This is a genomic window from Ornithinimicrobium jinqii (assembly GCF_045032595.1).
GTDB lineage: Bacteria > Actinomycetota > Actinomycetes > Actinomycetales > Dermatophilaceae > Ornithinicoccus.
This window is the reverse complement of record NZ_JBJFZS010000016.1, coordinates 49,349-74,543: the sequence shown is the minus strand read 5'-3', so window position 1 is coordinate 74,543 and position 25,195 is coordinate 49,349. Positions and strand designations below refer to the sequence as shown.

Sequence of the window (25,195 nt, the reverse complement as noted above, 5' to 3'; positions counted from 1 at the left end):
GTCAGGGCACTCGACGTCGAGTCCGTGACCGGGGCAGGACGCTGTCCTCCCGAGCTGCCGGTCGTCCCCCACCCCCGATTCGCGAGGAAGACCAGTGCGCGTCTACAACTTCTCCGCCGGCCCCGCCACCATGCCCCTCGAGGTGCTCGAGCGTGCCCAGTCCGAGCTGCTCGACTGGCGAGGTTCCGGGATGTCGGTGATGGAGATGTCGCACCGCTCCCCCGAGTTCGTGGGGATCGCCGCCGAGGCGGAGGCGCGGATGCGCTCGCTGCTCTCCCTCCCGGACGACTACGCGGTGCTGTTCCTGCAGGGCGGGGCCACCGGGCAGTTCGCCGGCGTGCCGCTCAACCTCACCGCGCCGGGAGCCACGGCCGCCTACGTCAACACGGGCGCCTGGAGCAAGAAGGCGATCACCGAGGCGAAGAAGTACCTCGACGTCCGCGTCCTGGCCGACGAGTCGGCGTCCAACTACGCGACCGTCCCCCCCGAGGGCAGCCTCGAGGTGCCGGCCGACGCCGCCTACCTGCACTACACCCTCAACGAGACCATCGGCGGGGTCGAGTTCCCCTACGTCCCCGACGCGGGCGAGGTGCCGGTCGTGACCGACGCCAGCTCCACGATCCTGTCCCGCCCCCTGGACGTCTCCCGGTTCGGCGTCGTCTATGCCGGCGCGCAGAAGAACCTCGGTCCCGCCGGGCTGGTCGTGGTGATCGTGCGCAAGGACCTGCTCGGCCGGGCGCGCCGGGAGGTGCCGAGCGCCATCGACTGGACCGCGATGGCCGAGGCCGACTCGATGCTCAACACCCCCCCGACCCTGGCGTGGTACCTCGTCGGACTGGTGCTGGAGTGGATCGAGCAGCAGGGCGGGGTCGCCGGGATGGGCGAGCGCAACCGGGCCAAGGCCGAGCTGCTCTACGGCGCGATCGACGCCTCCGACTTCTACTCCAACCCGGTCGACCCCGGCGCCCGCTCGTGGATGAACGTCCCGTTCCTCGTCCCGGACGGGGCGCTGGAGAAGCCGTTCGTCGCCCAGGCCGCCGAGGCCGGGCTGTCCGGGCTCGGCGGGCACCGCAGCGTCGGCGGGATGCGCGCGAGCATCTACAACGCCATGCCCCTCGAGGGCGTCCAGGCCCTCATCGACTTCATGACCGAGTTCGAGCGGAAGAACGGCTGAACCCATGACCACCTTCGCGATCCAGACCCTGAACGCCATCTCGCCGATCGGCCTGCAGCGCCTCGACCGGGACGTCTTCGACATCGGCACCGACATCGCCCAGCCCCGGGCCATCCTGCTGCGGTCGGCCGACCTGCACTCGCTCGAGGTGCCCCCGTCCCTGTATGCCGTGGCCCGCGCCGGCGCCGGGACCAACAACATCCCGGTCGACAAGATGGCCGCGCTCGGCATCCCGGTGTTCAACACCCCCGGGGCCAACGCCAACGCCGTCAAGGAGCTGGTGATCGCCGGCATGCTGCTGGCCGCCCGCAACCTCTACCACGCGGCCGACTACACGCGGAACCTCGTCGCGGACCAGAGCCTGAGCGGCAAGGACCTGGACAAGCAGGTCGAGGCCGGAAAGAAGCAGTTCGCCGGCTTCGAGCTGCCCGGCAAGACGCTCGGCGTCATCGGCCTCGGCGCGATCGGGGTGCTGGTGGCCAACGGCGCCCAGTCCCTCGGGCTCAAGGTCCTCGGCTACGACCCTGCCATCACCGTCGAGCGTGCCTGGCAGCTCTCCCCCAACGTCGAGCAGGTCACCAGCGTCGAGGAGCTGCTGTCGCGCTCGGACATGATCACCCTGCACGTCCCTCTCGTCCCCGGCACCGCAGGGCTGATCAACGCCGACCGGATCGCGCTGATGCCGGAGGGCTCCGTCGTGCTCAACTTCGCCCGCGGAGGCGTCGTCGACGAGGAGGCCGTCATCGAGGCCCTCGACTCCGGTCACCTGCACGCCTACGTCAACGACTTCCCCACGGAGGCCGGGGCGGTCCACCCCAAGGTCATCGCCCTGCCCCACCTCGGCGCCTCCACCGCCGAGGCCGAGGACAACTGCGCCGTGATGGCCGTCGACCAGCTCTCCGACTTCCTGCTCCACGGCAACATCCGCAACTCGGTCAACTTCCCCGAGGTCGTGATGGCCCGCACCCCCGGCACCACGCGGCTGGGGATCTTCAACGAGAACAAGCCCAACATGATCGGTCAGATCACGGCCGTCCTCGCCGACGCCGGCCTCAACGTCGCGGAGTTCACGAACAAGGCCCGCGGCGACTACGCCTACACCCTGGTCGACGTCGAGGGTGAGGTCCAGGACGAACTCAAGACGGCCATCCTGGCGATCGACGGCGTCGTGCGCGCCCGCAAGATCTGAGCCGCGTACGACCCTCGCGTGTGGGGCAGCGCGGTGCAGCCGAGTGCCAGCTGCTCCTGCTCCGGCACTGCTTCGACCACCGCTTCGACAGGGTCAGGATCCAGACCGACGGGGCCCACGGTGGGCTTCCGCCTCGAGAGCTGAGCGTCGACCCGGGCACGGGTCCGGTCCTCAGACGACGGTCAGCGGCAGGAGCCTCTGGCCGGTGGGGCCGATCTGGATCTGGGTCTCCATCTGGGGGCAGACCCCGCAGTCGAAGCAGGGTGTCCAGCGGCAGTCCTCGACCTCGCGCTCCTCGAGGGCGTCGAGCCAGTCCTCCCACAGCCACTCCTTGTCCAGCCCGGAGTCGATGTGGTCCCACGGCAGGACCTCGTGCTCGCCGCGCTCGCGGGTGGTGTACCACGCGACGTCGACGGGTCCCCCGCCGAGGGCCAGCCCCGCAGCGGCCATCCACCGATCGAAGGAGAAGTGCTCGCTCCACCCGTCGAAGCGGGCACCTGCACGCCATACCTGTTCGATCACCGAGCCCACCCGCCGGTCGCCCCGGGACAGCAACCCCTCGACGATGCCCGGCTGCCCGTCGTGGTAGCGGAACCCGATCGCCGAGCCGTAGCGGCGGTCGGAGCGGATCGCCGCACGCAGCTTGGCCAGCCGCGCGTCGGTCTCCTCGGCCCCCAGCTGCCCGACCCACTGGAAGGGCGTATGCGGCTTGGGCACGAAGCCGCCGATCGACACCGTGCAGCGGATGTCGCGGTGCCCGGAGACCTCGCGACCGGTGTCGATGACCCGCTTGGCCAGGTCGGCGATCGCGAGCACGTCCTCGTCGGTCTCGGTCGGCAACCCGCACATGAAGTAGAGCTTGACCTGTCGCCAGCCCGCGGCGTAGGCCGCCGCGACCGTCCTGATCAGGTCCTCCTCGCTGACCATCTTGTTGATGACCTTGCGCATCCGCTCGCTGCCGCCCTCGGGGGCGAAGGTCAGCCCTGACCGCCTGCCGTTGCGCGTCAGCTCGTTGGCGAGCTCGATGTTGAACGCGTCCACGCGCGTCGAGGGAAGCGACAGCCCGGTCTGCGTCCCCTCGTAGCGGTCGGCGAGGCCCTTGGTCAGGTCCGCGATCTCGCTGTGGTCCGCCGACGACAGGGACAGCAGCCCCACCTCCTCGAACCCGGTCGCCTCCAGCCCCCGCTGGACCATCTCGCCGATGCCGGTGATCGAGCGTTCCCGGACGGGGCGGGTGATCATCCCCGCCTGGCAGAAGCGGCACCCGCGCGTGCAGCCCCGGAAGATCTCGACCGACATGCGCTCGTGCACGCTCTCGGTCACCGGCACGAGCGGCTGCTTGGGGTAGGGCCACGCGTCCAGGTCCATCACCGTGTGCTTCGCGACCCGCCACGGCACCCCGTGCGCCGTCGGCGCCACCCTCTGGATCCGCCCGTCGGGCAGGTAGTCCACGTCGTAGAACGCCGGCACGTAGACACCGCCGGTACGCGCGAGCTCCAGGAGCAGCCCCTGCCGACCGTCCGGACGACCGGCCTCCTTCCACGCCCTGATGATGCGGCTCGTCATGAGCACGGCCTCCTCGCCGTCGCCGACGATGGCGGCGTCGACGAAGTCCGCGATCGGCTCGGGGTTGAAGCTCGCGTGCCCCCCGGCGACCACCACGGGGTGCTCGTCGGTCCGGTCCCTGGCGTGCAGCGGTATCCCGGCGAGGTCGAGCGCCGTGAGCATGTTGGTGTAGCCGAGCTCGGTCGAGAACGAGAGCCCCAGCACGTCGAAGTCTCCGACGGCACGGTGCCCGTCCACCGTGAACTGGGGCACCCCGTGCTCACGCATCAGCGCCTCGAGGTCCGGCCACACGGAGTAGGTGCGCTCGGCCAGCACGTCGGGCTGCTCGTTGAGGACCTCGTACAGGATCATGACCCCCTGGTTGGGGAGCCCGATCTCGTAGGCGTCGGGATACATCAGCGCCCAGCGCACGGTGTCCTCGCCGCCGCACTCCCAGTCCTTGACCTGGGAGTTCAGCTCGCCACCGATGTACTGCACCGGTTTGCTCACCTGCTCCAGCAGCGGCTCGAGCTCGGTCAGGACAGAGGCGCCGCGGACGCGGGTCGGGACGTGGGACTGGGTCACGGACATGCCGTCCAGGGTATGCAGAGCGTCGGCACCGCACGAATCAGCTCAGGTGCCGTTCCAGGACCACGCCCTACGTCGCGGTGTACCTGACGTTCCGTCTGGCGCGCCAGAGAGTGGTCACGGCGAGCGCGAGGAGCGCCGAGAACCAGAGCCCGGCTTCAGCCTGGACCCACCCCGCTGAGTCGGGGACGACCGCTGCGGCGACGGACGATGCGAGCATGGAGAGGGCGAAACCGATCATCACGCCCAGCAGAGCGCCGATGACCCGTGCGGCTGGGCGGCGTCCGCGCGTCACCGCCGCGCCCAGCGAGGCGAAGGCGACGACGATCGCGACGAGGCCCAGCACGAAGAGGGGGCCTTCCAACGGGCTCTGGTCCAGGCCGCCGGCAACGCCGATCGCCACCGCCTTCGATCCCCAGGCCAGAACGGCAGCGACCGCGGCCAGGACGGCCACGCGTGAGGCGCTCATCCTGCGAGACTAGCCGAACGGCGCTCGGCGAGAGGGTCAGCCTCAGTCCACGAGCGGCCGCATCAGGGCCTGGGGGTCGTCGACCATCTCCTGCAGGATCTGAGAGCTGCGGACCAGGTAGAAGCCGTCCGTGGCCCGTTCGTCGATCGTGTACACGACGTCGACCCTGCGCCGGGCCACGATCATGCCGGACTCGTCGACCACCGCCTCGGGGCGGACCGTGCCGATGGCGACGAAGACGGTGGCGGTGCCCCGCTGGTACAGGTGGTGGAAGGGTGCCTCCGCCTGGAGCGAGCCGAGGTTGACGAGGTAGGAGCTCGCGTAGACGGGAATGGCGTCCTGCAGGGCCCGCGGCAGGAGGTTGGTGGCGTCCAGGATCCAGATCGTCCGCGCAACGCCTGCGAGCACCGGGCGCGGGAGCCGCACGAGCGCATCGACCAGCCGGTCGCTCTCGTTGCGGCTGCTGCTCCGGGCCTGGGCCAGGACCCCGTCGACCTTGTCGCGCACCTCGTCGACGGTCTCGGTGCCGGTGAAGGTGATGTGCGCCTGCACCTCTGCGCCCTCGTCGGTCATCTCCTGCTTCACCGTGAAGGAGAAAGTGATGTCGCGGTGCTCGTAGGTGCGCCGTCCGGAGATGAAGCGGTTGAGCTCGGGACGGCGACGGTACAGCCGGGCCCAGGCGGTGAGGAAGACGTGGAAGAACCGCACGCGCTCCCCCGCCGGCCGGTCGGCGTTGACCTGCTCCAGCCATTCGGTCAGATGCTCGACGTCGAGGTGCTGCCGGTAGTAGACCGTCGACTCGAGCCTGGTGGGCATGAGATGGGGCACCACCCGTCGCATCGCGGGAAGGTCCGCCACGAGCCGCCCGTCCCGGCGCCCCCTGACCGGTCGGCGTCCGGTGAAGAACATGGCCCGAGACTACGTGGGCGGGAGGTGTCAGCTGCCGGTGACCCTGGTGATGGGTGCGAACAGCCGACCCGACCGCCAGGTGTGCACGACGAAGTACGCCAGGAGCAGACCACCGACGACGTCGATCGAGTAGTGACCATGCGCGAGCACCAGTCCGGCGGACATCATGAGCACCATCAGCCACTGGAGCCGTCGCCGCCACACCCGTTCCGTCGGGGTGAGCAGCGCGAGCAGGGTGAGGGCGGCGACGTGACCGGAGGGGAACATGCCGTACTGCTGCGGGGTGAAGAGGAACGGACCGTCGCCCTGGGCGGGCGCGAGCGGGGTGAGGACCATGATCACGGCCCGCAGCAGGTACATGAGAGCGAACACGGCGCCGACCGCCGGAACCCGTGACCGGTCGTGGCGGAGCAGGTCGACCAGGAAGGCACCGAACCCGACGACCAGGGCGACCAGGGTGAGCCAGCGAGCGGGGCGGACGTACGGCAGCAGCTCGAAGAGCAGGTCGTCGGGGCGAGCCGCGTCGGCGAAGCGCTCGACGATCAGGGTGCTTCCGAGCGTCGAGGCGACCAGCGCCGTCAGGCCCAGACCCAGGGCGACGGCCCAGGCTGCGACGAGGGAGCCCGGTCCCTCGTCGGCCTGGTCGTCCACGGGCGCGGTCTCGGCGACCTGGTGGAGGGCGTTGTCGTCCCCGACGCCCATGATGTCCTCCTCCACCTCGGCGGCGAGAGCCTTCCGGCGACCGGCCACCGTGGCCCTCGCCTCGTGGCTGCGGCTCAGCTCTCCACGTAGAACTTGTCGAGCTCCTCCTTGTACTTGGTCGTGACGGCCTTGCGCTTGAGCTTCATGCTCGGCGTCAGGTCGCCCGCCTCCACGGACAGGTCGTGGTCCAGGATGTGGAACTGCTTGATCTGCTCCCACCGGTTGAGCTGGGAGTTGAGCTCGTCCACGTAGCCCTGGACCATCTCGCGACACGCCTCGGAGGTGACGATCTGGGAGTAGGAGTCGCCGGCCATGCCGTGCTGGGCGGCCCAGCCGGTGATCACGTCCGGGTCGAGGGTGATGAGGGCCGACACGAACTTGCGCCCGTCGCCCTCGACGATGAGCTGACTGGCGTAGGGGCAGATCCCCTTGAACATGGACTCGATCTGCGACGGCGCGACGTACTTGCCGCCCGAGGTCTTGAACAGGTCCTTCTTGCGGTCGGTGATCGTGAGGAAGCCGTTCGCGTCCACCTCGCCGATGTCGCCGGTGGAGAACCAGCCGTCTTCCGAGAGCGACTCGGCCGTGTGGTCGTCGAGCTGGTGGTATCCGGCGGTCACGCCGGGACCGCGCAGCAGGATCTCGCCGTCCTCGGCGATGCGCACCTCGGTCCCGGGCAGCGGCCAGCCGACGGTGCCGAACTTGTAGCCGCCCGGGTGGGGCCGGTTGACGAACGACGCGGCGCTGGTCTCGGTGAGGCCGTAACCCTCGAGGATGAGCAGTCCCATCGCGTCGAACCAGCGGGCCACGTCCTCGTTGAGGGCGGCAGAGCCGGAGATGAAGAACCGCACGCGACCCCCGAACCGGTCCCGGATCTTGGAGAGCACGAGCTTGTCGGCGAGACGATACTTGACGGCGAGCAGGCCCCCGGGCTCCCCGCCGGCCCCCCTGATCTCACCGACCTGCTTGCCCACCCCGGTGGCCCAGCCGAAGAGCTTGGCCTTGACGCCGCCCTCGCTCTCGATCATCGTGGTGATCTTGCCGTAGGCCCTCTCGAAGATCCTCGGCGCGGCGCCCATGAAGGTGGGCTTGACGACACCCACGTTCTCGACGATCTTGTCGGGGCGTCCGTCCACGGCGGTCGGGAAGCCGATCTGCAGCGGGAGCGTAAGAAGCACCTTGCCGAAGACGTGGGCGAGGGGCAACCAGAGGAACTGCAGGTCTTCCTGGCTGAGGATGCCGATGGCGTCGACGGCAGCGGCCTCGTACGTCCAGGCAGAGTGCGTCAGCGGCACACCCTTGGGCCGACCGGTGGTGCCCGAGGTGTAGATGATGGTGGCCAGGTGATCCGGGGTCAGGGCGTCGATACGTGCGTCGACGAGGTCGGCCTCGGCCGCCAGCCGGCCACGACCCGACTCCTCCAGCTCCGCGAACGACACCACCCAGTCACCGTCACCCTCACCGTCGATGACGACGACCTTGAGGACCTCCGGCATCTGCGCCCGCTGCTGCCGGAGGGTCTCGACCTGGGTGGAGTCCTCGGCGATGACGACCCGGCTGGCGGAGTCGGCCATGATGTAGGCGACGTCCGAGGGGATCGTCGTCGGATAGATGGTGGTGGTGGCGGCGCCGGCGCACATCACGGCGAGGTCGGCGAGCACCCACTCCAGGCGGGTCGCGGACATCAGCGCCACGCGCTCCTCGGGCTCGACGCCGAGCAGGACCAGCCCGGCAGCCAGCGCGTAGGCCCGGTCGCGGGTCTGCGTCCACGTCAGCGACTCCCAGCCCTCACCCACCGGGTAGCGGAAGGCCTCGGCGTCCGGCAGTGCCGCGACCCGGTCGCGGAACATGTGCGCCACGCTGGGGGCCCGGTTCTCGATGAGGCTCAGGTCGACCTTCTCGTCGGCTGCAGATCGGGACATCGTCAACTCCTTCGTCACGGTGTGGCCCTGATCCTCTCAGGTCGTGGCCTCCGGACCAAGCATCGCCCCGGGTGTTCTCAGTCCTGCTGCGCGCACGCCACGAGACCGACCGCCAACCAGCAGGCGAGCATCGAGGACCCGCCGTAGGACAGGAAGGGCAGCGGAAGTCCGGTGACCGGCATCAGCCCCAGCGCCATGCCGACGTTCTCGAAGACCTGGAAGGCGAACCACGCCCCGACGCCCACCGCCACCAGGCGCCCGAAGGAGTCCTCGCAGCGCAGTCCGACCAGCAGCGCGCGCACCACGAGGAAGCCGAGCAGCAGGAGCAGTCCGACCGCGCCCACGAACCCGAGCTCCTCCCCCGCCACGGAGAAGACGAAGTCCGTGTGCTGGTACGGCACGAACCCGCCCTGCGTCTGCGGTCCCTGCCCCAGCCCGGCGCCGGTCCAGCCTCCTGAGCCGATCGCCAGGCGGACCTGCCGCGTCTGGTAGCCGATGCCCTCCGGGTCCAGCATCGGGTCCCGGAACGCCAGGAGCCGGTCGACCTGGTAGGGGTCGAGCAGCGGCACCCGCACCGCCGCCACCACCGCTGCGACCGTGGCGGTCAGCGCGGCGGCGCTCCAACGCCACGCTGCTCCCGAGCTCGCGACGATGCCGAGTGTCAGCATGCCGAGGACGAGCGCGCTGCCGAGGTCCGGCTGGAGGACGATCAGCCCGACCGGCAGCGCCGCCACCGCCCAGGCCAGGACGACGTCCCGCCCCTGGGGCGGTCGCAGCGGGTCCCTGCCCTCGGCCAGGAGCATCGCCAGCCCGATGACCAGTCCGATCTTGGCCAGCTCCGCCGGCTGCAGGGAGAAGCCACCGGGCAGGAAGAGCCAGGAGCGGGACCCGTTCACGGTCTGCCCCAGCGGGCTGAGGACGAGCAGGAGACCGACGATGCCAGCCAGGTAGATCCAGGGTGCCGCCGCCCTCAGCCGACGCACGTCCACGGCGACCAGGGCCAGGGCCAGGGCCAGGCCGATCGCCGCGTTGACCAGGTGACGCACGGCGAGCGCCGTGCCGACGTCGGCGCGGGTCGCCGACCACACCAGCAGCGCCCCCACCAGCGAGAGCCCGAGCGCGGCCACGAAGAGTCCCCAGTCGGTGCGGGCGTAGCGGGCCCGCAACGGCCGTCTCCCCGCACCCGCCCGGGCCGGCGCCCACGCCATACCCGGTCCCGCCCCTAGGCCAGCAGTTCGCGGGTGTGCTCGACGTCGGCGGCCATCTGCTGCAGCAGCTCCTCGATCGAGTCGAAGCGCAGGTTGTCGCGCAGCCGCTGGACGAAGTCGACCCACACCGTCTCGCCGTAGAGGTCGAGGTCGGTGCGGTCCAGGACGTAGGCCTCGACGGTGCGGGTCATCACGTCGTCGAAGGTCGGGTTGGTGCCGACCGAGATCGCGGCGGGCTGCCGCCGTTCCGGGTCGTCGGGTGCCAGGCTCGGCCGCTCCAGCCAGCCCGCGTAGACCCCGTCGGCGGGGACCAGACCCTCGCTGTCGTGGGAGAGGTTGGCCGTGGGGTAACCGAGCCCACGGCCCCGGTGGTGCCCGTGGACGACGATCCCGGACACCCGGTGGGGCCGGTCGAGGATCTCCGCGGCCGCGCGCATGTTGCCCTCGGCGATCGCGGTGCGCAGGGCGGTCGAGGACCAGCTCCGCAGCCCGTCCGTCAGGTGGTCGCCCACCGTCCCCTGCACGACGACCTCGAAGCCGTAGCGCTCGCCGAGCGCGTGCATCGTGGCGATGTCGCCGCTGTTGTGGAGCCCGAAACGGGTGTCCTCCCCGACGACGACGACCCGGGCGCCCAGGCCCTCGACGAACGTCTCGTGGACGAACTCCTCGGGGGTGAGCAGGGCGTACTCGGGCGTGAACTCGATGACGACCACGCCGTCGACCCCCAGCTCCTCCAGCAGGTCGAGACGGTGCTCGAGCCCGGCGATCGCCGCCGGGGCGCGCTCGGGGTGCAGCACCGCCACCGGGTGCGGGTCGAAGGTCACCGCGACCGAGGCCAGTCCGCGCTCGCGGGCCATCCTCGTCACGGTCCGCAGGACCGCGCGGTGACCGCGGTGGACCCCGTCGAAGTTGCCGAGGGTGGCAACCGTGGGGCCGAGCTCGGCGGGGACGTCGTCCAGGCTGGTCCAGCGGTGCACGCGCGTCACTCTACGCGTCCGCCGGCGGGGGCCAGGACGACGTGGGCGCGGGCCTGCGCCCCGCTCTCGTCGAGGATCGCGACGAGGGTCCCGTCCGGCCCGACAGCCGCCACCGGCCCGCTGCGGCCGGGTTCGGAGGAGGCGATCCGCTGCCCGTGGCCCAGCGCCCGCGCCTCCGGCTCCTCGAGCCGGCGCACCGGGAGCGCCGCCGCTGCGGCGTCCGCCAGCGGGACCAGGTAAGCCGTGGGGCCGGGTCCGCGCTCCGGGTCCAGCTCCTCGAGCGTCACCGCGTGCTCGAGCGTCAGACCGCCGACCCGGGTCCGGCGCAGCGCCGTCAGGTGACCGCCTACGCCGAGGTCCGCACCGAGGTCGCGCGCCAGGGCGCGCACGTAGGTCCCGGACGACACGTCCACCTCCGCGTCCAGGTCGAGCACGCCGTCTGGCACGGTGGCCCCGTCGGGACCCGTGTCGCCCGGTCGGCGGACGGCGAGCACCTCGAAGCGGCCGACGGTCACCGCCCGGGGCGCGAGCTGCACGTCCTCCCCCGAGCGCACCCGCGCGTAGGACCGCCTGCCGTCGACCTTGATCGCGCTGACGGCGCTCGGCACCTGCTGGATCTCGCCGCGCAGGGCGGCCACCGCCCGGAGCACCCGTTCCTCGGTCAGACCGCTCGCGTCGGCGCCTCCGGTGACCTCGCCCTCCGCGTCGTCGGTGACCGTCGACCGACCCAGGCGGACGGTCGCGGCATACCCCTTGTCGTGGCCGACGAGGAAGGTGAGCAGCTTGGTGCCCCGGTTGACGCCGAGCACCAGAACCCCGGTCGCCATCGGGTCGAGGGTGCCGGCATGCCCCACGCGACGGGTGCGGCACAGCCGCCGCACCCGTCCGACCACGTCGTGGCTGGTCCAGCCGGCCGGCTTGTCGACGACCAGCAGCCCGTCGCCGACCGGTTCCTCAGCGGTCATCGGCGGAGGCGTCGGTCTCGTGCTCGGCGCCCGCCTCCGCTCCTTCGCCGTCCTCGCCGTCCTCGCCGTCCTCGCCGTCGTCCTCGGCCCGCGGCTTGCGGTAGGGGTCCGCCTCCCCGGCGAAACCTGCCTCCGCCGCCCGGGCCGCCGCGAGCTCCGCGTCGCGCTCGGCGACCTTGCGCAGCAGGTCGTCCAGGTGTGCGGCGTCCTCGGGCAGCGCGTCGAGGATGAACTCCAACGAGGGGGTCAGCCGGATCCCCAGCCCCCTGCCGACGAACGAACGCAGCCGTCCGCGGTAGGCCTCGAGGATCTCGGCCGCCGTCTCGCGGTCCTCCTCGCCGCCGAGGACGGTGTAGAAGACGCTGGCCTGCTGCAGGTCACCGGTGACGCGGACGTCGGTGATGGTGACGAAGCCGAGGCGCTGGTCCTTGACCACCTGGGACAGCCCCTGCGTCACCAGCTGCTTGATGCGCTCGGCGATGCGGCGGGCGCGGGCCTGGTCTGCCATGGGGTCCTCCTGGGGCGTCGGGACGTGCTCGGTGGGACGTCCGGGCACAAGGCCCGGACCACGCCCATCCTACGAGGTGGAGTACCCTCCGGGGTATGACGAGGGTGGGCCGGGGAGCGCGCGCGCTCGTCCTGTCCCTGCTCGCGGTCCTCTGGGGGACGGTCGCGCACGGGCACGGACTGGTCGCCCTCGGGTCGCTCGGCCCCGCGTCGCTCGGCCCGCTGGTGTGGTCGGGCGCCGCCACCGCCCTGCTGGCCTGGTGGACCCTGCCCCCGCGCCCGACCCTCACCGGCGCACAGGCCGGCCGCGGCTCCGCCGTGACGGGCGTGGCCGCCGTGGCGGGCGCCGGCCAGGCGCTGACCCACGCGGCCCTCGCCGTGACCCCGCTCCTCACCCGGCAGACCGGACGGCCGCTCGAGGCCCACGTCCACGTCGTGGGGGCGGTCACCGGCACGCCCGACGCGCAGACCGTCCTGACGGCTCTCGGGCACGGCGGGGTCCAGGTGCTGGTGCTGCACACGCTGGCTACCCTCACCGTCGCCCTCCTGTGGGCGAGCGCTGGGGCCCTGTGGAGCGAGGCCACCGCCTGGTGGGACCAGCTGGTCGCCACGACCGACGCCCGGGCCTGGGTCGCGCCGCGCACGGCGGCCGAGCGGCGCCCGACCCTCCTCCAGGGTTCCTCGGCCCACCTCTCCTGGGACGGGAGGGCACCGCCGGCCACGGCGCTGCCCTGACCCCGTACCCCAGCCCCCCGCACCACACCCAGGAGACCCCTGTGCCCACCCCCCGCCCCGTGCTGCCCGCCCTCGCCCTGTCCGTCACCCTCGCCCTCGTCGGCTGCGGTGCCGACGCCACCCCCACCTCCGTCGACGGCACGTCCGCCAGCTCACCGTCCGCCGCTGCCACCACCGCGGCCACCGCCCTCACCCTCGAGGACGGGTGGGCCAAGGCCACCGACGCCCCGATGACCGGCGTCTTCGGCACCCTGACCAACTCCGGCGGCACCGAGATCCACCTGGTGTCCGTCCGCAGCGAGCTGGCCGGGATGGCCGAGCTGCACGTCACCGTCGACGACGGCGCGGGCGGCCGGGTCATGCGCGAGGCCGAGGACGGCTTCACGATCCCGGCCGGCGGAGAGCACGACCTGGTGCCCGGCGGCGACCACCTCATGCTGATGCAGCTCACCGGCCCGGTCGAGACCGGCCAGGAGGTGGCACTGACGCTCCTCGACGAGGACGGGCGGGAGTATGCGGTGACCGTCACCGCGCGCGCGTTCTCGGGTGCGGAGGAGGACTACGACCCGGAGCCGCAGACGGAGCAGCCGTGAGCGAGAGCCGCGGGGCGGCTGCCGAGGCGGGCGTCGGTCGCCGGACGCTGCTCAAGGGCGGCCTGCTCGGCGGGGCCGGTGCCCTCACGCTCGCCGGCGGTGTCGCCTCGGGCACCTCCGCGGGCCAGGCTTCGACCACCGTGGGCGGGGCCGGGTCGGCGGGCAGCGTCTCGGGCATCCTGCCCACCGGCGACGCTCCCTCTCCGGTCGGGCACCTGGTCGAGCCGTTCCACGGCGCCCACCAGGCCGGGATCGCCACGGTGCCGCAGTCGCACGCCGTCTTCGTGGCACTCGACCTCGACGAGGGAGTGGGCGTGACCGAGCTGGGCCGGCTCATGCGCGTCTGGACCGACGACATCGCGCGACTGGCCTCCGGTCGCGCCCCGGTGACCGACCAGGAGCCCGAGCTCGCCGCGCGGCCTGCCGGGCTCACGGTGACCGTGGGCTGGGGCGCCGGTCTCTTCGGCCGGCTCGGGACGGAGCACCTGCGGCCCCGCTGGCTGGCGCCGCTCCCGCCCCTGCCGATCGACGACCTGGACGGCCGCTTCGGAGAGGCCGACCTGCTCCTGCAGATCGGTGCCCACTCCCCCGTCACGCTCGCCCACGCCCGACGGCACCTCGTCGGCGCGGCCCGGGGCATCGCCTCGCCACGCTGGCTGCAGCCGGGCTTCCGCGAGCCGATGGAGCGGGACGGCTGGTCGTTGCGCAACCAGTTCGGGCAGGTCGACGGGACCGTGCAGCCGGACGTCGACGGCGTCGACGCAGGGCTGCTGTGGATCGACGCCCACGGCCAGCCGGCCTGGGAGGGCGGCTCCAGCCTGGTGCTGCGCCGGATCCGGATGGACCTGGCGGGCTGGGAGCGCGCCGACCGGGTGGCGCGCGAGCACGCCGTCGGCCGGGACCTGGCCACCGGGGCACCGCTCACCGGGGGTGAGGTCGCCACGCCCGTCGACCTGCACGCCGTGCTTCCGGGCGGCCTGCCGGTCGTGGACAGGGACGCGCACGCGCGTCGCGCCGGCCCGCACGCCCCGCACCAGCGGTTCCTGCGCCGCCCCTACACCTACGAGGAGGTCTCCGCCGACGGCACGGTGGAGACGGGTCTGCTGTTCGCCGCCTACCAGGCCGACCCTCTGCGTCAGTTCCTCCCCGTGCAGAGACGCCTGGCCGAGGCGGACCTGCTGAACCTCTGGACGACCCCCGTGGGCTCAGCGGTCTTCGCGCTCCTGCCCGGGTGCCCCGAGGGCGGGTGGCTCGGTCAGCACCTCCTGGCCTGAGGGCGCAGCTCGGGGACCGAAGACCTGCGCTCGGGGGGCCACCAGGACCGAGCTCGGCACTGGTCGTCTCCTCCGCCGTCACCCCGAGAACGACAGGACCGGCCCCACCCCGAGGGGTGGAGCCGGCCTGCGTCGTGCCCTGACGGTCAGCTGCGAGGGATCTCGCGCATCTCGTAGGTGGTGATGACGTCCTCGAGCTGGAGGTCGTTGAACGAGCCCAGGTTGACACCGCACTCGTAGCCCTCGCGGACCTCGGTGACGTCGTCCTTGAACCGCCGCAGACCGGCGATCTCCAGGCTCTCGGTGACCACGACGCCCTGGCGGGTGATGCGGGCCTTGGCACCGCGGCGGATCTCGCCGCTGCGGACCAGGCAGCCCGCGACGTTGCCGAACTTGGAGCTGCGGAAGATCTCGCGGATCTCCGCGGTCCCGGTCTGGAACTCCTCGTACTCGGGCTTGAGCATCCCCTTCAGCGCGTTCTCGATGTCCTCGATGGCCTGGTAGATCACGCCGTAGTAGCGGATCTCCACACCCTCGCGCTCGGCGTAGTCCGCGTTCTGGCCCTCGGCGCGCACGTTGAACCCCAGGATGATCGCGTCGGAGGCGACCGCCAGGTTGATGTTGTTCATCGTGATCGCACCGACGCCGCGGTCGATGATCCGCAGGTCGACCTCGTCGCCGACGTCGATCTGCAGCAGCGCGTCCTCGAGGGCCTCGACCGATCCGGACACGTCGCCCTTGAGGATGAGGTTGAGGGTCTCGACCTTGCCCTGGGCGAGCGCCTGGTTGAGGTCCTCCAGGCTGATCCGCTTGCGGGACTTGGCCAGCGCCGCCTGACGGTCGGCCGCCTCGCGCTTCTCGGCGATCTGGCGTGCCGTGCGGTCGTCCGGAGCCACCAGGAAGGTGTCGCCGGCCCGTGCCACGGTGTCCAGGCCCAGCACCTGCACCGGGCGGGACGGGGTCGCCTCCGCCACGGTGTTGCCGTGCTCGTCGAGCATCGCCCGGACACGGCCGTGGCTGGCCCCGGCGACGATCGCGTCGCCGACCCGCAGGGTGCCCTGCTGGACCAGCACGGTCGCCACCGCACCGCGGCCACGGTCGAGGTTGGCCTCGATCGCGACACCACGGGCGTCCTTGGAGGGGTTCGCCCGCAGGTCCAGCGCCGCGTCCGCGGTGAGCAGGACGGCGTCGAGCAGGGCCTCGATGTTCAGGCCCTCCTTGGCCGACACGTCCACGAACATCGTCTCGCCGCCGTACTCCTCGGCGACCAGGTTGTACTCCGTCAGCTGCTGGCGGATCTTGGAGGGGTTGGCGCCCTCGACGTCGATCTTGTTGACCGCGACCACGATGGGCACGTCGGCCGCCTGGGCGTGGTTGAGCGCCTCGATCGTCTGGGGCATCACGCCGTCGTCGGCCGCGACCACGAGGATCGCGATGTCGGTCACCTTCGCGCCACGGGCACGCATGGCGGTGAACGCCTCGTGGCCCGGGGTGTCGATGAAGGTGATCGCGCGCTCGACACCGTCGTGCTCCGTGCGCACCTGGTAGGCACCGATGTGCTGCGTGATGCCGCCGGCCTCGCCGGACCCGACCTCGGACTCCCGGATCGCGTCCAGGAGCCGGGTCTTGCCGTGGTCGACGTGACCCATGACGGTGACGACCGGGGGACGTGCCTCCAGGTCCTCGTCGGACTCACCCTCGGCCTCGGCGTCAAGGTCGATGTTGAAGGCGCTGAAGAGCTCGCGCTCCTCCTCCTCCGGGGAGACGACACGGATGTTGTAGTCCAGCTCCGCGCCAAGGACGCTGAAGGTGTCCTCGTCGAGGGACTGCGTCGCGGTCGCCATCTCACCGAGGTGGAACAGCACGGTCACCAGCGATGCCGGGTCGACGTTGATCTTGTCGGCGAAGTCGCTCAGCGAGGCACCGCGGCGCACCGTGATGATCTGCCCACCACCGCGCGGCACGTTGACGCCACCGATGGCCGGGGCCTGCATCTGCTCGAACTCGGCCCGCTTGGCCCGCTTGGACTTGCGGCCGCGGACCTTCCCGCCGCCTCGACCGAACGCACCAGCCGTGCCGCCACGGCCACGAGGACCGCCGCCACGACCACCGGGACCCCCGCCGGGGGCACCGCGGTAGCCGCCACCGGCACCAGCACCGGCGGGACCGCCGGGACCGCCGCCGGGTGCGCCAGGACGACCACGACCGCCAGGACGGGCGGGGCGCTCGCCCGGCCGCGGCACGGCCGCGCGCTCGGGCATCATGCCGGGGTTGGGTCGCGCCCCGCCGGGACGAGGAGCCCCGGGGCGGGGGGCGCCCGGACGGGGACCGGCAGCGCCTGGCGCTCCGCCACGGGTTCCGCCGGGACGGGGCATGCCCTGGCTGGGGGCGAACGGGTTGTTGCCCGGACGCGGTGCACCAGCGCGGTCGCCTCGGTCGCCACGGTCGGGACGCTCGCCACGGTCGGGACGCTCGCCACGGTCGGGACGCTCGCCGGCTCGACGCTCGCGACCCATGCCCTGGCTGGGGGCGAACGGGTTGTTGCCCGGACGCGGACCAGGCTTGACGCCCGGCCGGGGCGCCGCCTTGGGCTCGGTCTGCTCGCCAGGCGTCGTCGACGCCGCGGATGCCGCCGCCGGGGCGGCGGGCGCGGACTGCTCAGGCATCGACGGCGTGGGCGTCGAGGACGGCGCGGGTGCCTCGGGCGCGGAGGACGCAGCCGGTGCCTCGGGCGCGGAGGACGCAGCCGGCGCCTCGGGGGTCGCCGGACCCGGACGCGGTCCGGGCCTCGTCCCCGCGGGCGGGGTCGAGGGAGAGCCGGGCCTGGCTCCGCCGGACGGTGCGGGAGAGCCCTGGCCACCGGACCGCGGTGCGGTCGGCGAGGCTCCCGGGGTGGACGGGCGGGGATGGCCCGGCTTCTTGGCGCCCGGCTTGGAGCCGGCGCCGTCGCTGTCGCCGCCACCGGTGGGGGTGGGCGGGTTCTCGCGGATCTTGCGGACGACAGGCGGTTCGATGGTCGACGAGGCCGACCTGACGAACTCTCCCTGCTGCTTCAAGTGGGCGAGCAGCTCCTTGCTCTCGACCCCGAGCTCTTTGGCGAGCTCGTAGACCCTGAGTTTGGCCACGGTGTGGTGTCTCCTTGGTGTTGCGCCACGACCGGGCCCCTGCAGGGCACGCTCGTGACTAGTGCTGGTGGGTGCTCATCGCTGAGTACTCATCGGGTGCTCATCAGCGTCAAACCCGCTTCCGGTTCCTCGATGACAGGCCCGGGTGGGCCCGCCCTTGCTCGGCGACCGGGTCAGGCGACCCGGTCGTGTCACGTCTGCTGCTGCAGCCACTCCTGCACGGGGGCGGTGTCGACCTGGCTGCCCGCCGGGAGGCGGAGCGCACGGCCGAACGCACGTCGTGCGATCGCGGTCTGCAGACACTCGGGGGCGGGGTGCACGCTGGCACCGCGTCCCTGACGGCGACGACGTCGGTCCGGGACGATGAGCCAGCCGGTGGCCGACCCGTCCGGGACCGCGACGACGCGCAGCAGTGCGGTCTGATCGTCCTTGCGCCGGCATCCCACACAGGTGCGCACCGGGGTGTGGTGCACGCCGGAGCTCACGGGAGGCGCGGGGTCAGGACGGACAGTGGGACCCACTCTACACGCTTGCGCTGTCGTCCCCGGTCGTCGCCCGCGCCGCGTGCTGCTGCTCGGTGTCGGCGCGGATGTCGATCTTCCAGCCCGTCAGCCGGTGCGCGAGACGGGCGTTCTGCCCCTCGCGCCCGATGGCCAGGGACAGCTGGTAGTCGGGGACGACGACCTGGACCTGACGGGTCTTGACGTCCACGATGCGGGCGGACTGGACCTTGGCCGGGGACAGCGCCGACGCCACGAAGTCCTCGGGGTCGTCGCTGTAGTCGACGATGTCGATCTTCTCCCCCTGCAGCTCCGCCATGACGGCCCGCACCCGCTGGCCCATCGGGCCGATGCAGGCACCCTTGGCGTTGACGCCGGGCACGGTGGAGTGGACGGCGATCTTGCTGCGGTGACCGGCCTCGCGGGCGATCGCCGCGATCTCGACCGTGCCGTCGGCGATCTCGGGGACCTCGAGGGCGAAGAGGCGCAGCACGAGGTTGGGGTGGGTCCGCGACAGCATGATCTGCGGCCCGCGGTGGCCGCGCTTGGCGCTGACGACGTAGCAGCGGATCCGTTGGCCGTGCTGGTAGCTCTCTCCCGGCACCTGCTCGGCGACCGGCAGCTCGCCCTCGACCGTGCCGAAGTCGACCAGCACGAAGCGGGGGTCGTTGGACTGCTGGATGATGCCGGAGGCGATGTCGCCCTCCCGGCCCCGGAAGTCCCCGAGCACCGCGTCGTCCTCGAGCTCGCGCATGCGCTGGGTGATGACCTGGCGAGCCGTCGCCGCGGCGACCCGGCCGAAGCCGGCGGGCGTGTCCTCGAACTCGGGGCCGGGCTCGCCCCGGGTCCCGTCCTCGAGGACGGGCGGGTCCTCCCGTGCCCACACGGTGATCTTGCCCGACTTGCGGTCCAGCTCCACCCGGGCGTGCCGGTAGTGACCCTCCACCCGCTGGTAGGCGGACAGGAGGGCTTGTTCGATGGCCTGGACGATCACGTCCATCGGGATCTCGCGCTCGCGCTCCAGCAGGCGCAGGGCCGCCATGTCGATGTCCATCAGTCGTCCTTTCGGTCGGGCCGGGAGAACTCGACCTGGACCGTGGCCCGGGTCACCTCGGACCATCCGAGGTCCTGGTCGTTCGCGGCGGTGAGTCGGATGCCGTCGGCACCGGCCGAGGAGAGCCGACCGGTGACGGTCGAGCCGTCCTCCAGGTGCACCTCGAGGAGCCGGCCGACGTTGCGGCGGAAGTGGTCGCGACGCGTGAGGGGCCGGTCCAGGCCGGTGGAACTGACCTCGAGCGTGTAGGCCGCCTCCCCCATGACGTCGGAGGAGTCGAGGGTCTCGGACACGGTGCGGGTCGCCTCGGCGACCTCGTCCAGCGTGAGCGGCTCGACCGGGCTGGCGGTGTCGTCAGGGGCGAGGGCGGCGACGTCGCGGGCGACGAACACGCGCACGAGACGGCGCCGGCCGGCCTGCTGCACGACGACGTCGTCGACGACGACGCCGCTTCCGGCGAAGGTTTCGGAGAGCTGGTGGGTGATCGACTCGGCGCGCGCCCGGGCATCCATCGGGTGTCTCCTGCCATCTTCTGATGTGTGTGTCGCGGCTCCGGGCACGACGGTGCCCCGGACGACCGGTCCTGGGTCGTCCAGCCTACCGTCTGCGATGATCCTCGTCATGCCTCCGCGTCCGACCCGTCGATTCGTGCTGCTCGGCGCCCTCGGGACGGCCGCGCTGCTGGTCACGGGCTGCCAGGAGGAGCGTCCCGACAACGTCGTGCCCACCGGCGACGTGGATGCCGACGACCCGCGCACCTGGCCCGCCGACACCCAGCTGCTCATCGCCGCCCGGCAGCGCGTCCACGGCTACCTGCAGTCCCTCGACAACGTGTCGCTGCCGCCCGCTGCCCGCGGGCTGGGGCAGACCTGGGCGCTGCAGCAGGAGCGGCTCGAGCAGCTCATCACCCTCGGGGGCGTCCCGCTGCCCGCCCTGCTCGACGCCCCCGCCGTGTCACCGTCCGTCGACCCCGTCCCCACCACGGACGCGCCCGACGACGGCGGCGCGACGACGGACACGTCGGACGCCACCGCGTCGCCGCGGAGGGAGGCGAGCGTCCTCGGACGGGTCCTGGTCGAGGACCTCTCCGACGCCGTGCGCGAGGCCTCGGTCAGCACGCCGACGAACCTGGCCATGCTCTGCTCGCTCGCCGCCCAGCACGGGGCGAGCGCCGCCCTGCTGGGAGCGCCGGTACCGTGGCCGCCGCTGGCCGGCCCGGCCGGTGCCGCGGCCGTGCCGGTGCTGTCCGTGACCCGCCCCGCCGTCTTCGGGCTGGAGGTCGTTGCCGCCCGGTCCTCCGGGGAGGAGCGGGCGGCCTACGAATCGGTCCTGCAACCCCTGCTCGTGGTCACGCGTCAGCTGGAGACCCTCGCCGGGGAGACCGCCCCCGTGCCTCCGCTCGGCTACGACCTGCCGGAACCGCTGGAGACGGCCGGGCAGCGGCGCGGGCTGGCCCGCGCCCTGGTCGCCGACATCGCCCCGGCCACCCTGTCAGCCTCGGTGCGGGTGCCCGGCGACGCCGAGCAGCTCGGGGGGGTCGTGCGGATCGTCGCCGAGACCGTCGCGTGGTCGGCCGCCCTCGAGGAGCAGGCCCAGCCCTTCCCCGGCATGACCCTCCCCTAGTTTGGGGGCATGCCCAACCGTCTGGCCACCAGCACCTCTCCCTACCTGCTCCAGCACGCCGACAACCCTGTCGACTGGTGGGAGTGGGGCGAGGAGGCGTTCGCGGAGGCCCGGCGCCGGGACGTGCCCGTGCTCCTGTCGGTCGGGTATGCGGCGTGCCACTGGTGCCACGTGATGGCGCACGAGTCGTTCGAGGACGAGGAGGTCGCCGCCGCGCTGAACGCCGGCTTCGTGGCCGTCAAGGTGGACCGTGAGGAGCGTCCCGACGTCGACGCCGTCTACATGGCCGCCACCACGGCCCTGACCGGCCACGGAGGCTGGCCGATGACGTGCCTGCTCACACCGGACGGTGCCCCCTTCTGGGCCGGCACCTACCTGCCCCGCGACGGCTTCGTGCAGCTCCTCGGCGCCGCTGGAGCGACCTGGCGGCACGACCGGGACCGCCTTCTCGAAGGCAGCGAGCGCATCGTCTCCGCGCTGCGGCAGACGGAGGGCGGAGCCACCCGCGGCTCGCCCCTCACCGACGAGGACCTCGCCGCGGCGGTGCGCACCCTGGCCACCGGCTACGACCAGCAGTGGGGCGGCTTCGGCGGCGCACCCAAGTTCCCGCCCTCCATGGTCCTCGCGTTCCTCCTGCGCCACCACGGGCGCACGGGTGATCCCGCTGCCCTGGGCATGGCCCGCGACACCTGCGAGGCGATGGCCCGCTCGGGCATCTACGACCAGGTCGGCGGCGGCTTCGCGCGGTATGCCGTGGACCGCGCCTGGGTGGTGCCGCACTTCGAGAAGATGCTCTACGACAACGCCCTCCTCCTCGGCGTCTACGCCGACCTCTGGCGCGCGGACCCTGGCGCCCGCCCCTGGGCCGAGCGCGTCGTGCGCGAGACCGTCGACTGGCTGCTGCGGGAGATGTGGACCGAGCAGGAGGCCTTCGCCAGCTCCCTGGACGCCGACACCGAGGGCGTCGAGGGGCTCACCTACGTGTGGACGCCCGAGCAGCTGCGCCACGCCCTGGGCGACGACGACGGTGCGCGGGCCGCGGAGCTGCTGCGGGTGACCGCGACCGGGACCTTCGAGCACGGAGCCTCGACCCTGCAGCTGCGCGAGGACCCCGCCGACCCCGCGTGGTGGGCCGGCGTCCGAGAGCGCCTCGACCTGCACCGGACCCTGCGCCCCCAGCCCGGGCGCGACGACAAGGTCGTCACCGCCTGGAACGGTCTCCTCGTCTCGTCCTTGGCCCACGCCGGCTGGCTGCTGGAGGAGCCGGAGTGGGTCGACGTCGCCGCCCGCTGCGCCCGCTTCCTGCTGGGCACGCACGTGGTCGACGGGCGGCTGCGCCGCACCTCCCGGGACGGCGTCGTCGGTGCGGCCCTGGGCGTGGCCGAGGACCACGGCAACCTGGTCGACGGCCTGCTCGCGCTCCACCGGGCGACGGGCGACGCGAGCTGGCTGAGCGAGGCCGGCTCGCTCCTGGACGCGGCGGTCGGCCTGTTCGGGCGGGCCGACGGCGGGTTCGCGGCCACCGGCCACGACGCCGAGCGGCTGGTGCTCGACCCGCGACCGGAGGGGGACAACGCCGAGCCAGGAGGGGCGAGCGCCCTCGCCCTCGCCCTCGTGCGCCACGGGGCGCAGGCTGCCCACGCAGGTCACCTCGACGCCGCGGCCACCGCGCTGGAGGGGATCGCCACGACGGCGCGGCAGGCCCCCCGCTTCGCCGGGTGGGCGCTGGTCGCCGCGGAGGAGCTCGCGGCCGGGCCGCTGCTGGTGACGCTGTCGGCGGACGGGGGCGATCAGGGCGCGGCGACCTCGGGCACGGCGCCCACCACCCTCGCCGAGACGGCACGGCATACCCCCGTGGGGACGCTCGTGGTCGACGGAGACCCGGGGACCCCGGCCCTCGAGGGACGGCGGTCGGCGACGGTCTGCCGCGGCACCGTCTGCGACCTGCCGGTGGTGCACCCCAGCGAACTCAGCATCCGCGGCTAGTCTGCCCAGATGCGCGCACGGTTGGCTGCACGAGCAGCCTCGATCCTCATGGCCACGACGTCCTTGACGGCCTGCGGCCTGCTGGGCGGGGACGACCCGACCTCTGTCCCGGCACCCGCGCCGGCACCGTCGGGGGGATCGGGCGAGAGCACGTCGGAGGGGTCGGGCGAGGGCACGTCGGGCGACGGGTCGACCACCTCCGACCAGGGCGCCCAGGACGACCCCGCGACCGCCGAGGGGCAGGACGCACCCGACGACGCGCCGCTGGAGGTCACCCTCGCGGCGACCGGCGACATCCTGGCCCACTCCCGGCTCAACCTGACGGCCAACGCCTACGCGGGGTCGGTGGAGGGTCGCTACGACTACGGACCGATGTTCGCCGACGTGGCACCGCTGATCTCGCAGGCCGACCTGGCCCTGTGCCACCTGGAGACGCCGCTGTCCCCCGACAACACCAACCTCTCGGTGCCGGACACGCTGGTCTTCAACACCCCCCACGAGATGGCCACCGCGCTGGCCGACGCCGGCGTGGACGGCTGCGACTTCGCCTCCAACCACACCATGGACATGGGGCTGGGTGGCCTGGAGGCGACAGAGCAGGTCATGCGGGACGCCGGGATGGGCTACGCCGGGCCGACCGCCCACGAGGACCGCGCCGGGCTCGCGGAGGTCTACGACGTCCCGACCGAGGGCGGCAACGCCCAGGTGGCCCACCTCGCCTACACCTACACCTACCCCAACGCCGGGATGCCGACCACGGACATCCCGGGCGACGCGCCGTGGCTGGTCGCGAGCTCCTGGCCCAACCTCGGCAGCGAGGGCATCGCCGAGCAGGCCCGGGCCGCGAAGGACGACGGCGCCGACTTCGTCGTCGTCAGCATGCACTGGGGCAACGAGTACCAGGCCCAGCCCACGGAGGACCAGACGCAGATCGCGCAGGACCTGCTCGGCTCCGGAGAGGTCGACCTGATCCTGGGCACGCACGTGCACGTCATCCAGCCGTGCGAGGAGGTCGACGGCAAGCAGGTGGTCTACGGCCTCGGCAACTTCCTGTCCAACCAGTCGCCGGACACCAACGTCAACCTGGTGCCGGCGACGCAGGAGGGCATGGTCGCCTCCTTCACCCTGCGCCGTGACACGGACGGCGTGGTCACCACGCAGATGGACTACCAGCCCACGCGCGTCGAGATCGTGCCGGGCCAGCAGCCGGGGCCGCACGTCGTCCGGCTCGTCTCCCCCGAGACCGACCCGGAGACCTGGGAGCGCACCACCACGACCGTGGACCTGCTCGGCGGGTGCGGCGCGACGCCGCAGCAGCCCTGACCGACGCAGGGGCACGGGGCCTCGCGGCCTCAGTGCGTGAACTGCACCCAGGTGTCCAACCCGATCTTGACGACGAAGGCCGTGAGCACGACCACGAACACCACCCGCACGAACCGGCTCCCGCGGGCGACCGCGACGCGGGCGCCCAGGTAGCCCCCGACGATGTTGCACGCCCCCATGACCAGGCCGACCTCCCACATGACCGCCCCCTGCGGCACGAAGACGACCAGGGCTGCGAGGTTGGTCGCGAGGTTGGCGATCTTGGCCTTGGCGCTGGCCTCGAGGAAGCCGTAGCCCAGAGCGCTGACCAGCGCGAACACGAAGAACGACCCGGTCCCCGGACCCAGCGCACCGTCGTAGGCTCCCACGACCAGCCCGATGAGCAGGGCGACCGCCAGGTGCCGCCGCGGGCGCACGTGCCCGAACCTCAGCCGCTGCATCTGCCCCATGGAGGGCCTGGCCAGGGTGTAGGCACCGACCGCCACGAGCACCGTGAGGATGATCGGGTTGAACGACTCCTTGGTGATGAGGAAGGCCGTCCCTGCACCGGCCGCGCTGCCCAGGAACGCCGCTCCCGCCAGCGGCAGTGCCGTCCGCAGGTCCGGACGCACCCGACGGAAGTAGGTGATCGAGCTCGTCGTCGTGCCGGCGATGGAGCCGAGCTTGTTGGTCGCCAGCAGCTGCACGGGCGTGGCGCCGGGGATGCCGACGAGCAGCGCCGGCAGCTGCACGAGCCCACCGCCGCCGACGACCGCGTCGATGAAGCCGGCGGTCAGCCCGGCCAGCGCCAGGAAGACCAGGACACCCGGGTCGAGGGTCTCGAGCAA

Annotated in this window: 22 protein-coding genes; 8 read left to right on the top strand and 14 right to left on the bottom strand. The window is 72.4% G+C overall.

Going from position 1 to position 25,195, the window contains the following annotated elements; translation table 11 throughout:
* Nucleotides 1–94 precede the first annotated feature (94 nt).
* Nucleotides 95–1,174: a 3-phosphoserine/phosphohydroxythreonine transaminase gene (gene serC, locus ACI3ET_RS07085; RefSeq protein WP_405032298.1), complete on the top strand. Its 1,080-nt coding sequence runs from the start codon at nt 95–97 to the stop codon at nt 1,172–1,174.
* Between the two features lie 4 nt (nt 1,175–1,178).
* Nucleotides 1,179–2,363 carry a phosphoglycerate dehydrogenase gene (locus tag ACI3ET_RS07080; RefSeq protein ID WP_405032297.1) on the top strand — a complete coding sequence of 395 codons (1,185 nt, stop codon included), beginning with the start codon at nt 1,179–1,181 and terminating at the stop codon, nt 2,361–2,363.
* Nucleotides 2,364–2,534: 171 nt separating this feature from the next.
* Here ACI3ET_RS07080 and ACI3ET_RS07075 read toward each other — a convergent pair whose 3' ends face one another.
* The 9 genes from ACI3ET_RS07075 to rbfA form a co-directional block, all read right to left on the bottom strand.
* Nucleotides 2,535–4,499 carry a TIGR03960 family B12-binding radical SAM protein gene (locus ACI3ET_RS07075; RefSeq protein WP_405032296.1) on the bottom strand — a complete coding sequence of 655 codons (1,965 nt, stop codon included), beginning with the start codon at nt 4,497–4,499 and terminating at the stop codon, nt 2,535–2,537.
* A 67-nt stretch (nt 4,500–4,566) separates the two neighbouring features.
* Nucleotides 4,567–4,965, bottom strand: a complete 399-nt coding sequence (locus ACI3ET_RS07070; RefSeq protein ID WP_405032295.1) for a hypothetical protein — start codon at nt 4,963–4,965, stop codon at nt 4,567–4,569.
* Between the two features lie 42 nt (nt 4,966–5,007).
* Entirely contained in the window at nt 5,008–5,874 is an 867-nt protein-coding gene (locus tag ACI3ET_RS07065; RefSeq protein ID WP_405032294.1) for a hypothetical protein, read from the bottom strand.
* A gap of 27 nt (nt 5,875–5,901) precedes the next feature.
* Complete coding sequence (locus tag ACI3ET_RS07060) at nt 5,902–6,624, bottom strand: phosphatase PAP2-related protein (RefSeq protein WP_405032293.1); 723 nt, start codon at nt 6,622–6,624, stop codon at nt 5,902–5,904.
* Nucleotides 6,625–6,650: 26 nt separating this feature from the next.
* On the bottom strand, nt 6,651–8,498 hold the full coding sequence (locus ACI3ET_RS07055; protein WP_405032292.1) for an AMP-dependent synthetase/ligase: 1,848 nt from the start codon (nt 8,496–8,498) through the stop codon (nt 6,651–6,653).
* A 77-nt stretch (nt 8,499–8,575) separates the two neighbouring features.
* Nucleotides 8,576–9,706: a rod shape-determining protein RodA gene (rodA, locus tag ACI3ET_RS07050; protein ID WP_405032291.1), complete on the bottom strand. Its 1,131-nt coding sequence runs from the start codon at nt 9,704–9,706 to the stop codon at nt 8,576–8,578.
* A 14-nt stretch (nt 9,707–9,720) separates the two neighbouring features.
* Nucleotides 9,721–10,683 carry a bifunctional riboflavin kinase/FAD synthetase gene (locus ACI3ET_RS07045; RefSeq protein ID WP_405032290.1) on the bottom strand — a complete coding sequence of 321 codons (963 nt, stop codon included), beginning with the start codon at nt 10,681–10,683 and terminating at the stop codon, nt 9,721–9,723.
* A gap of 5 nt (nt 10,684–10,688) precedes the next feature.
* Nucleotides 10,689–11,648: a tRNA pseudouridine(55) synthase TruB gene (gene truB / locus ACI3ET_RS07040; protein WP_405032289.1), complete on the bottom strand. Its 960-nt coding sequence runs from the start codon at nt 11,646–11,648 to the stop codon at nt 10,689–10,691.
* Nucleotides 11,638–12,156 (bottom strand): 30S ribosome-binding factor RbfA, encoded by a 519-nt coding sequence (gene rbfA / locus ACI3ET_RS07035; protein ID WP_405032288.1) that lies wholly within the window; start codon nt 12,154–12,156, stop codon nt 11,638–11,640. Before rbfA ends, truB begins: the two co-directional genes overlap by 11 nt.
* A gap of 95 nt (nt 12,157–12,251) precedes the next feature.
* Here rbfA and ACI3ET_RS07030 point away from each other — a divergent pair, with 95 nt between their 5' ends.
* The 3 genes from ACI3ET_RS07030 to ACI3ET_RS07020 are packed head-to-tail and all read left to right on the top strand — an operon-like array spanning nt 12,252 to nt 14,757.
* Nucleotides 12,252–12,890 (top strand): hypothetical protein, encoded by a 639-nt coding sequence (locus ACI3ET_RS07030; protein WP_405032287.1) that lies wholly within the window; start codon nt 12,252–12,254, stop codon nt 12,888–12,890.
* 41 nt (nt 12,891–12,931) lie between these two features.
* On the top strand, nt 12,932–13,483 hold the full coding sequence (locus ACI3ET_RS07025) for a copper chaperone PCu(A)C (protein WP_405032286.1): 552 nt from the start codon (nt 12,932–12,934) through the stop codon (nt 13,481–13,483).
* A complete protein-coding gene (locus ACI3ET_RS07020; protein ID WP_405032285.1) occupies nt 13,480–14,757 on the top strand; it encodes a Dyp-type peroxidase in 1,278 nt (425 codons plus the stop codon). Before ACI3ET_RS07025 ends, ACI3ET_RS07020 begins: the two co-directional genes overlap by 4 nt.
* 146 nt (nt 14,758–14,903) lie before the next feature.
* On the opposite strand, the gene infB is transcribed toward ACI3ET_RS07020, so the two are convergent.
* The 4 genes from infB to ACI3ET_RS07000 all read right to left on the bottom strand — a co-directional run bounded on the left by infB (nt 14,904) and on the right by ACI3ET_RS07000 (nt 19,948).
* Nucleotides 14,904–17,882, bottom strand: a complete 2,979-nt coding sequence (infB, locus tag ACI3ET_RS07015) for a translation initiation factor IF-2 (protein ID WP_405032284.1) — start codon at nt 17,880–17,882, stop codon at nt 14,904–14,906.
* A gap of 191 nt (nt 17,883–18,073) precedes the next feature.
* A complete protein-coding gene (locus ACI3ET_RS07010) occupies nt 18,074–18,355 on the bottom strand; it encodes a YlxR family protein (protein ID WP_405032283.1) in 282 nt (93 codons plus the stop codon).
* A 49-nt stretch (nt 18,356–18,404) separates the two neighbouring features.
* Nucleotides 18,405–19,436, bottom strand: a complete 1,032-nt coding sequence (gene nusA, locus ACI3ET_RS07005) for a transcription termination factor NusA (protein ID WP_405032282.1) — start codon at nt 19,434–19,436, stop codon at nt 18,405–18,407.
* Nucleotides 19,436–19,948, bottom strand: a complete 513-nt coding sequence (locus tag ACI3ET_RS07000; protein ID WP_405032280.1) for a ribosome maturation factor RimP — start codon at nt 19,946–19,948, stop codon at nt 19,436–19,438. The genes nusA and ACI3ET_RS07000 overlap by 1 nt, the downstream gene beginning before the upstream one ends.
* A 109-nt stretch (nt 19,949–20,057) precedes the next feature.
* Between ACI3ET_RS07000 and ACI3ET_RS06995 the strand changes: the two genes are divergently transcribed.
* From ACI3ET_RS06995 to ACI3ET_RS06985, 3 genes are read left to right on the top strand one after another with little or no spacing between them, the layout of a single operon-like run.
* Nucleotides 20,058–21,059: a hypothetical protein gene (locus ACI3ET_RS06995; protein WP_405032279.1), complete on the top strand. Its 1,002-nt coding sequence runs from the start codon at nt 20,058–20,060 to the stop codon at nt 21,057–21,059.
* A gap of 9 nt (nt 21,060–21,068) precedes the next feature.
* Nucleotides 21,069–23,045, top strand: coding sequence for a thioredoxin domain-containing protein (locus ACI3ET_RS06990; protein ID WP_405032278.1), 1,977 nt, complete (start codon nt 21,069–21,071; stop codon nt 23,043–23,045).
* Nucleotides 23,046–23,054: 9 nt separating this feature from the next.
* Nucleotides 23,055–24,368 (top strand): CapA family protein, encoded by a 1,314-nt coding sequence (locus ACI3ET_RS06985; RefSeq protein WP_405032277.1) that lies wholly within the window; start codon nt 23,055–23,057, stop codon nt 24,366–24,368.
* Nucleotides 24,369–24,397: 29 nt separating this feature from the next.
* Here the strand turns inward: ACI3ET_RS06985 and ACI3ET_RS06980 are convergent, their stop codons facing one another.
* A complete protein-coding gene (locus ACI3ET_RS06980; RefSeq protein ID WP_405032276.1) occupies nt 24,398–25,195 on the bottom strand; it encodes a TSUP family transporter in 798 nt (265 codons plus the stop codon).

Bases quoted from the DNA above. Each gene is read 5' to 3' on its own strand.
- ACI3ET_RS07080 (WP_405032297.1), top strand. From the start codon at position 1,179: ATGACCACCTTCGCGATCCAGACCCTGAACGCCATCTCGCCGATCGGC.
- ACI3ET_RS07075 (WP_405032296.1), bottom strand. From the start codon at position 4,499: ATGTCCGTGACCCAGTCCCACGTCCCGACCCGCGTCCGCGGCGCCTCT.
- ACI3ET_RS07070 (WP_405032295.1), bottom strand. From the start codon at position 4,965: ATGAGCGCCTCACGCGTGGCCGTCCTGGCCGCGGTCGCTGCCGTTCTG.
- ACI3ET_RS07065 (WP_405032294.1), bottom strand. From the start codon at position 5,874: ATGTTCTTCACCGGACGCCGACCGGTCAGGGGGCGCCGGGACGGGCGG.
- ACI3ET_RS07055 (WP_405032292.1), bottom strand. From the start codon at position 8,498: ATGTCCCGATCTGCAGCCGACGAGAAGGTCGACCTGAGCCTCATCGAG.
- rodA (WP_405032291.1), bottom strand. From the start codon at position 9,706: ATGGCGTGGGCGCCGGCCCGGGCGGGTGCGGGGAGACGGCCGTTGCGG.
- truB (WP_405032289.1), bottom strand. From the start codon at position 11,648: ATGACCGCTGAGGAACCGGTCGGCGACGGGCTGCTGGTCGTCGACAAG.
- rbfA (WP_405032288.1), bottom strand. From the start codon at position 12,156: ATGGCAGACCAGGCCCGCGCCCGCCGCATCGCCGAGCGCATCAAGCAG.
- ACI3ET_RS07030 (WP_405032287.1), top strand. From the start codon at position 12,252: ATGACGAGGGTGGGCCGGGGAGCGCGCGCGCTCGTCCTGTCCCTGCTC.
- nusA (WP_405032282.1), bottom strand. From the start codon at position 19,436: ATGGACATCGACATGGCGGCCCTGCGCCTGCTGGAGCGCGAGCGCGAG.
- ACI3ET_RS07000 (WP_405032280.1), bottom strand. From the start codon at position 19,948: ATGGATGCCCGGGCGCGCGCCGAGTCGATCACCCACCAGCTCTCCGAA.
- ACI3ET_RS06995 (WP_405032279.1), top strand. From the start codon at position 20,058: ATGCCTCCGCGTCCGACCCGTCGATTCGTGCTGCTCGGCGCCCTCGGG.
- ACI3ET_RS06990 (WP_405032278.1), top strand. From the start codon at position 21,069: ATGCCCAACCGTCTGGCCACCAGCACCTCTCCCTACCTGCTCCAGCAC.
- ACI3ET_RS06985 (WP_405032277.1), top strand. From the start codon at position 23,055: ATGCGCGCACGGTTGGCTGCACGAGCAGCCTCGATCCTCATGGCCACG.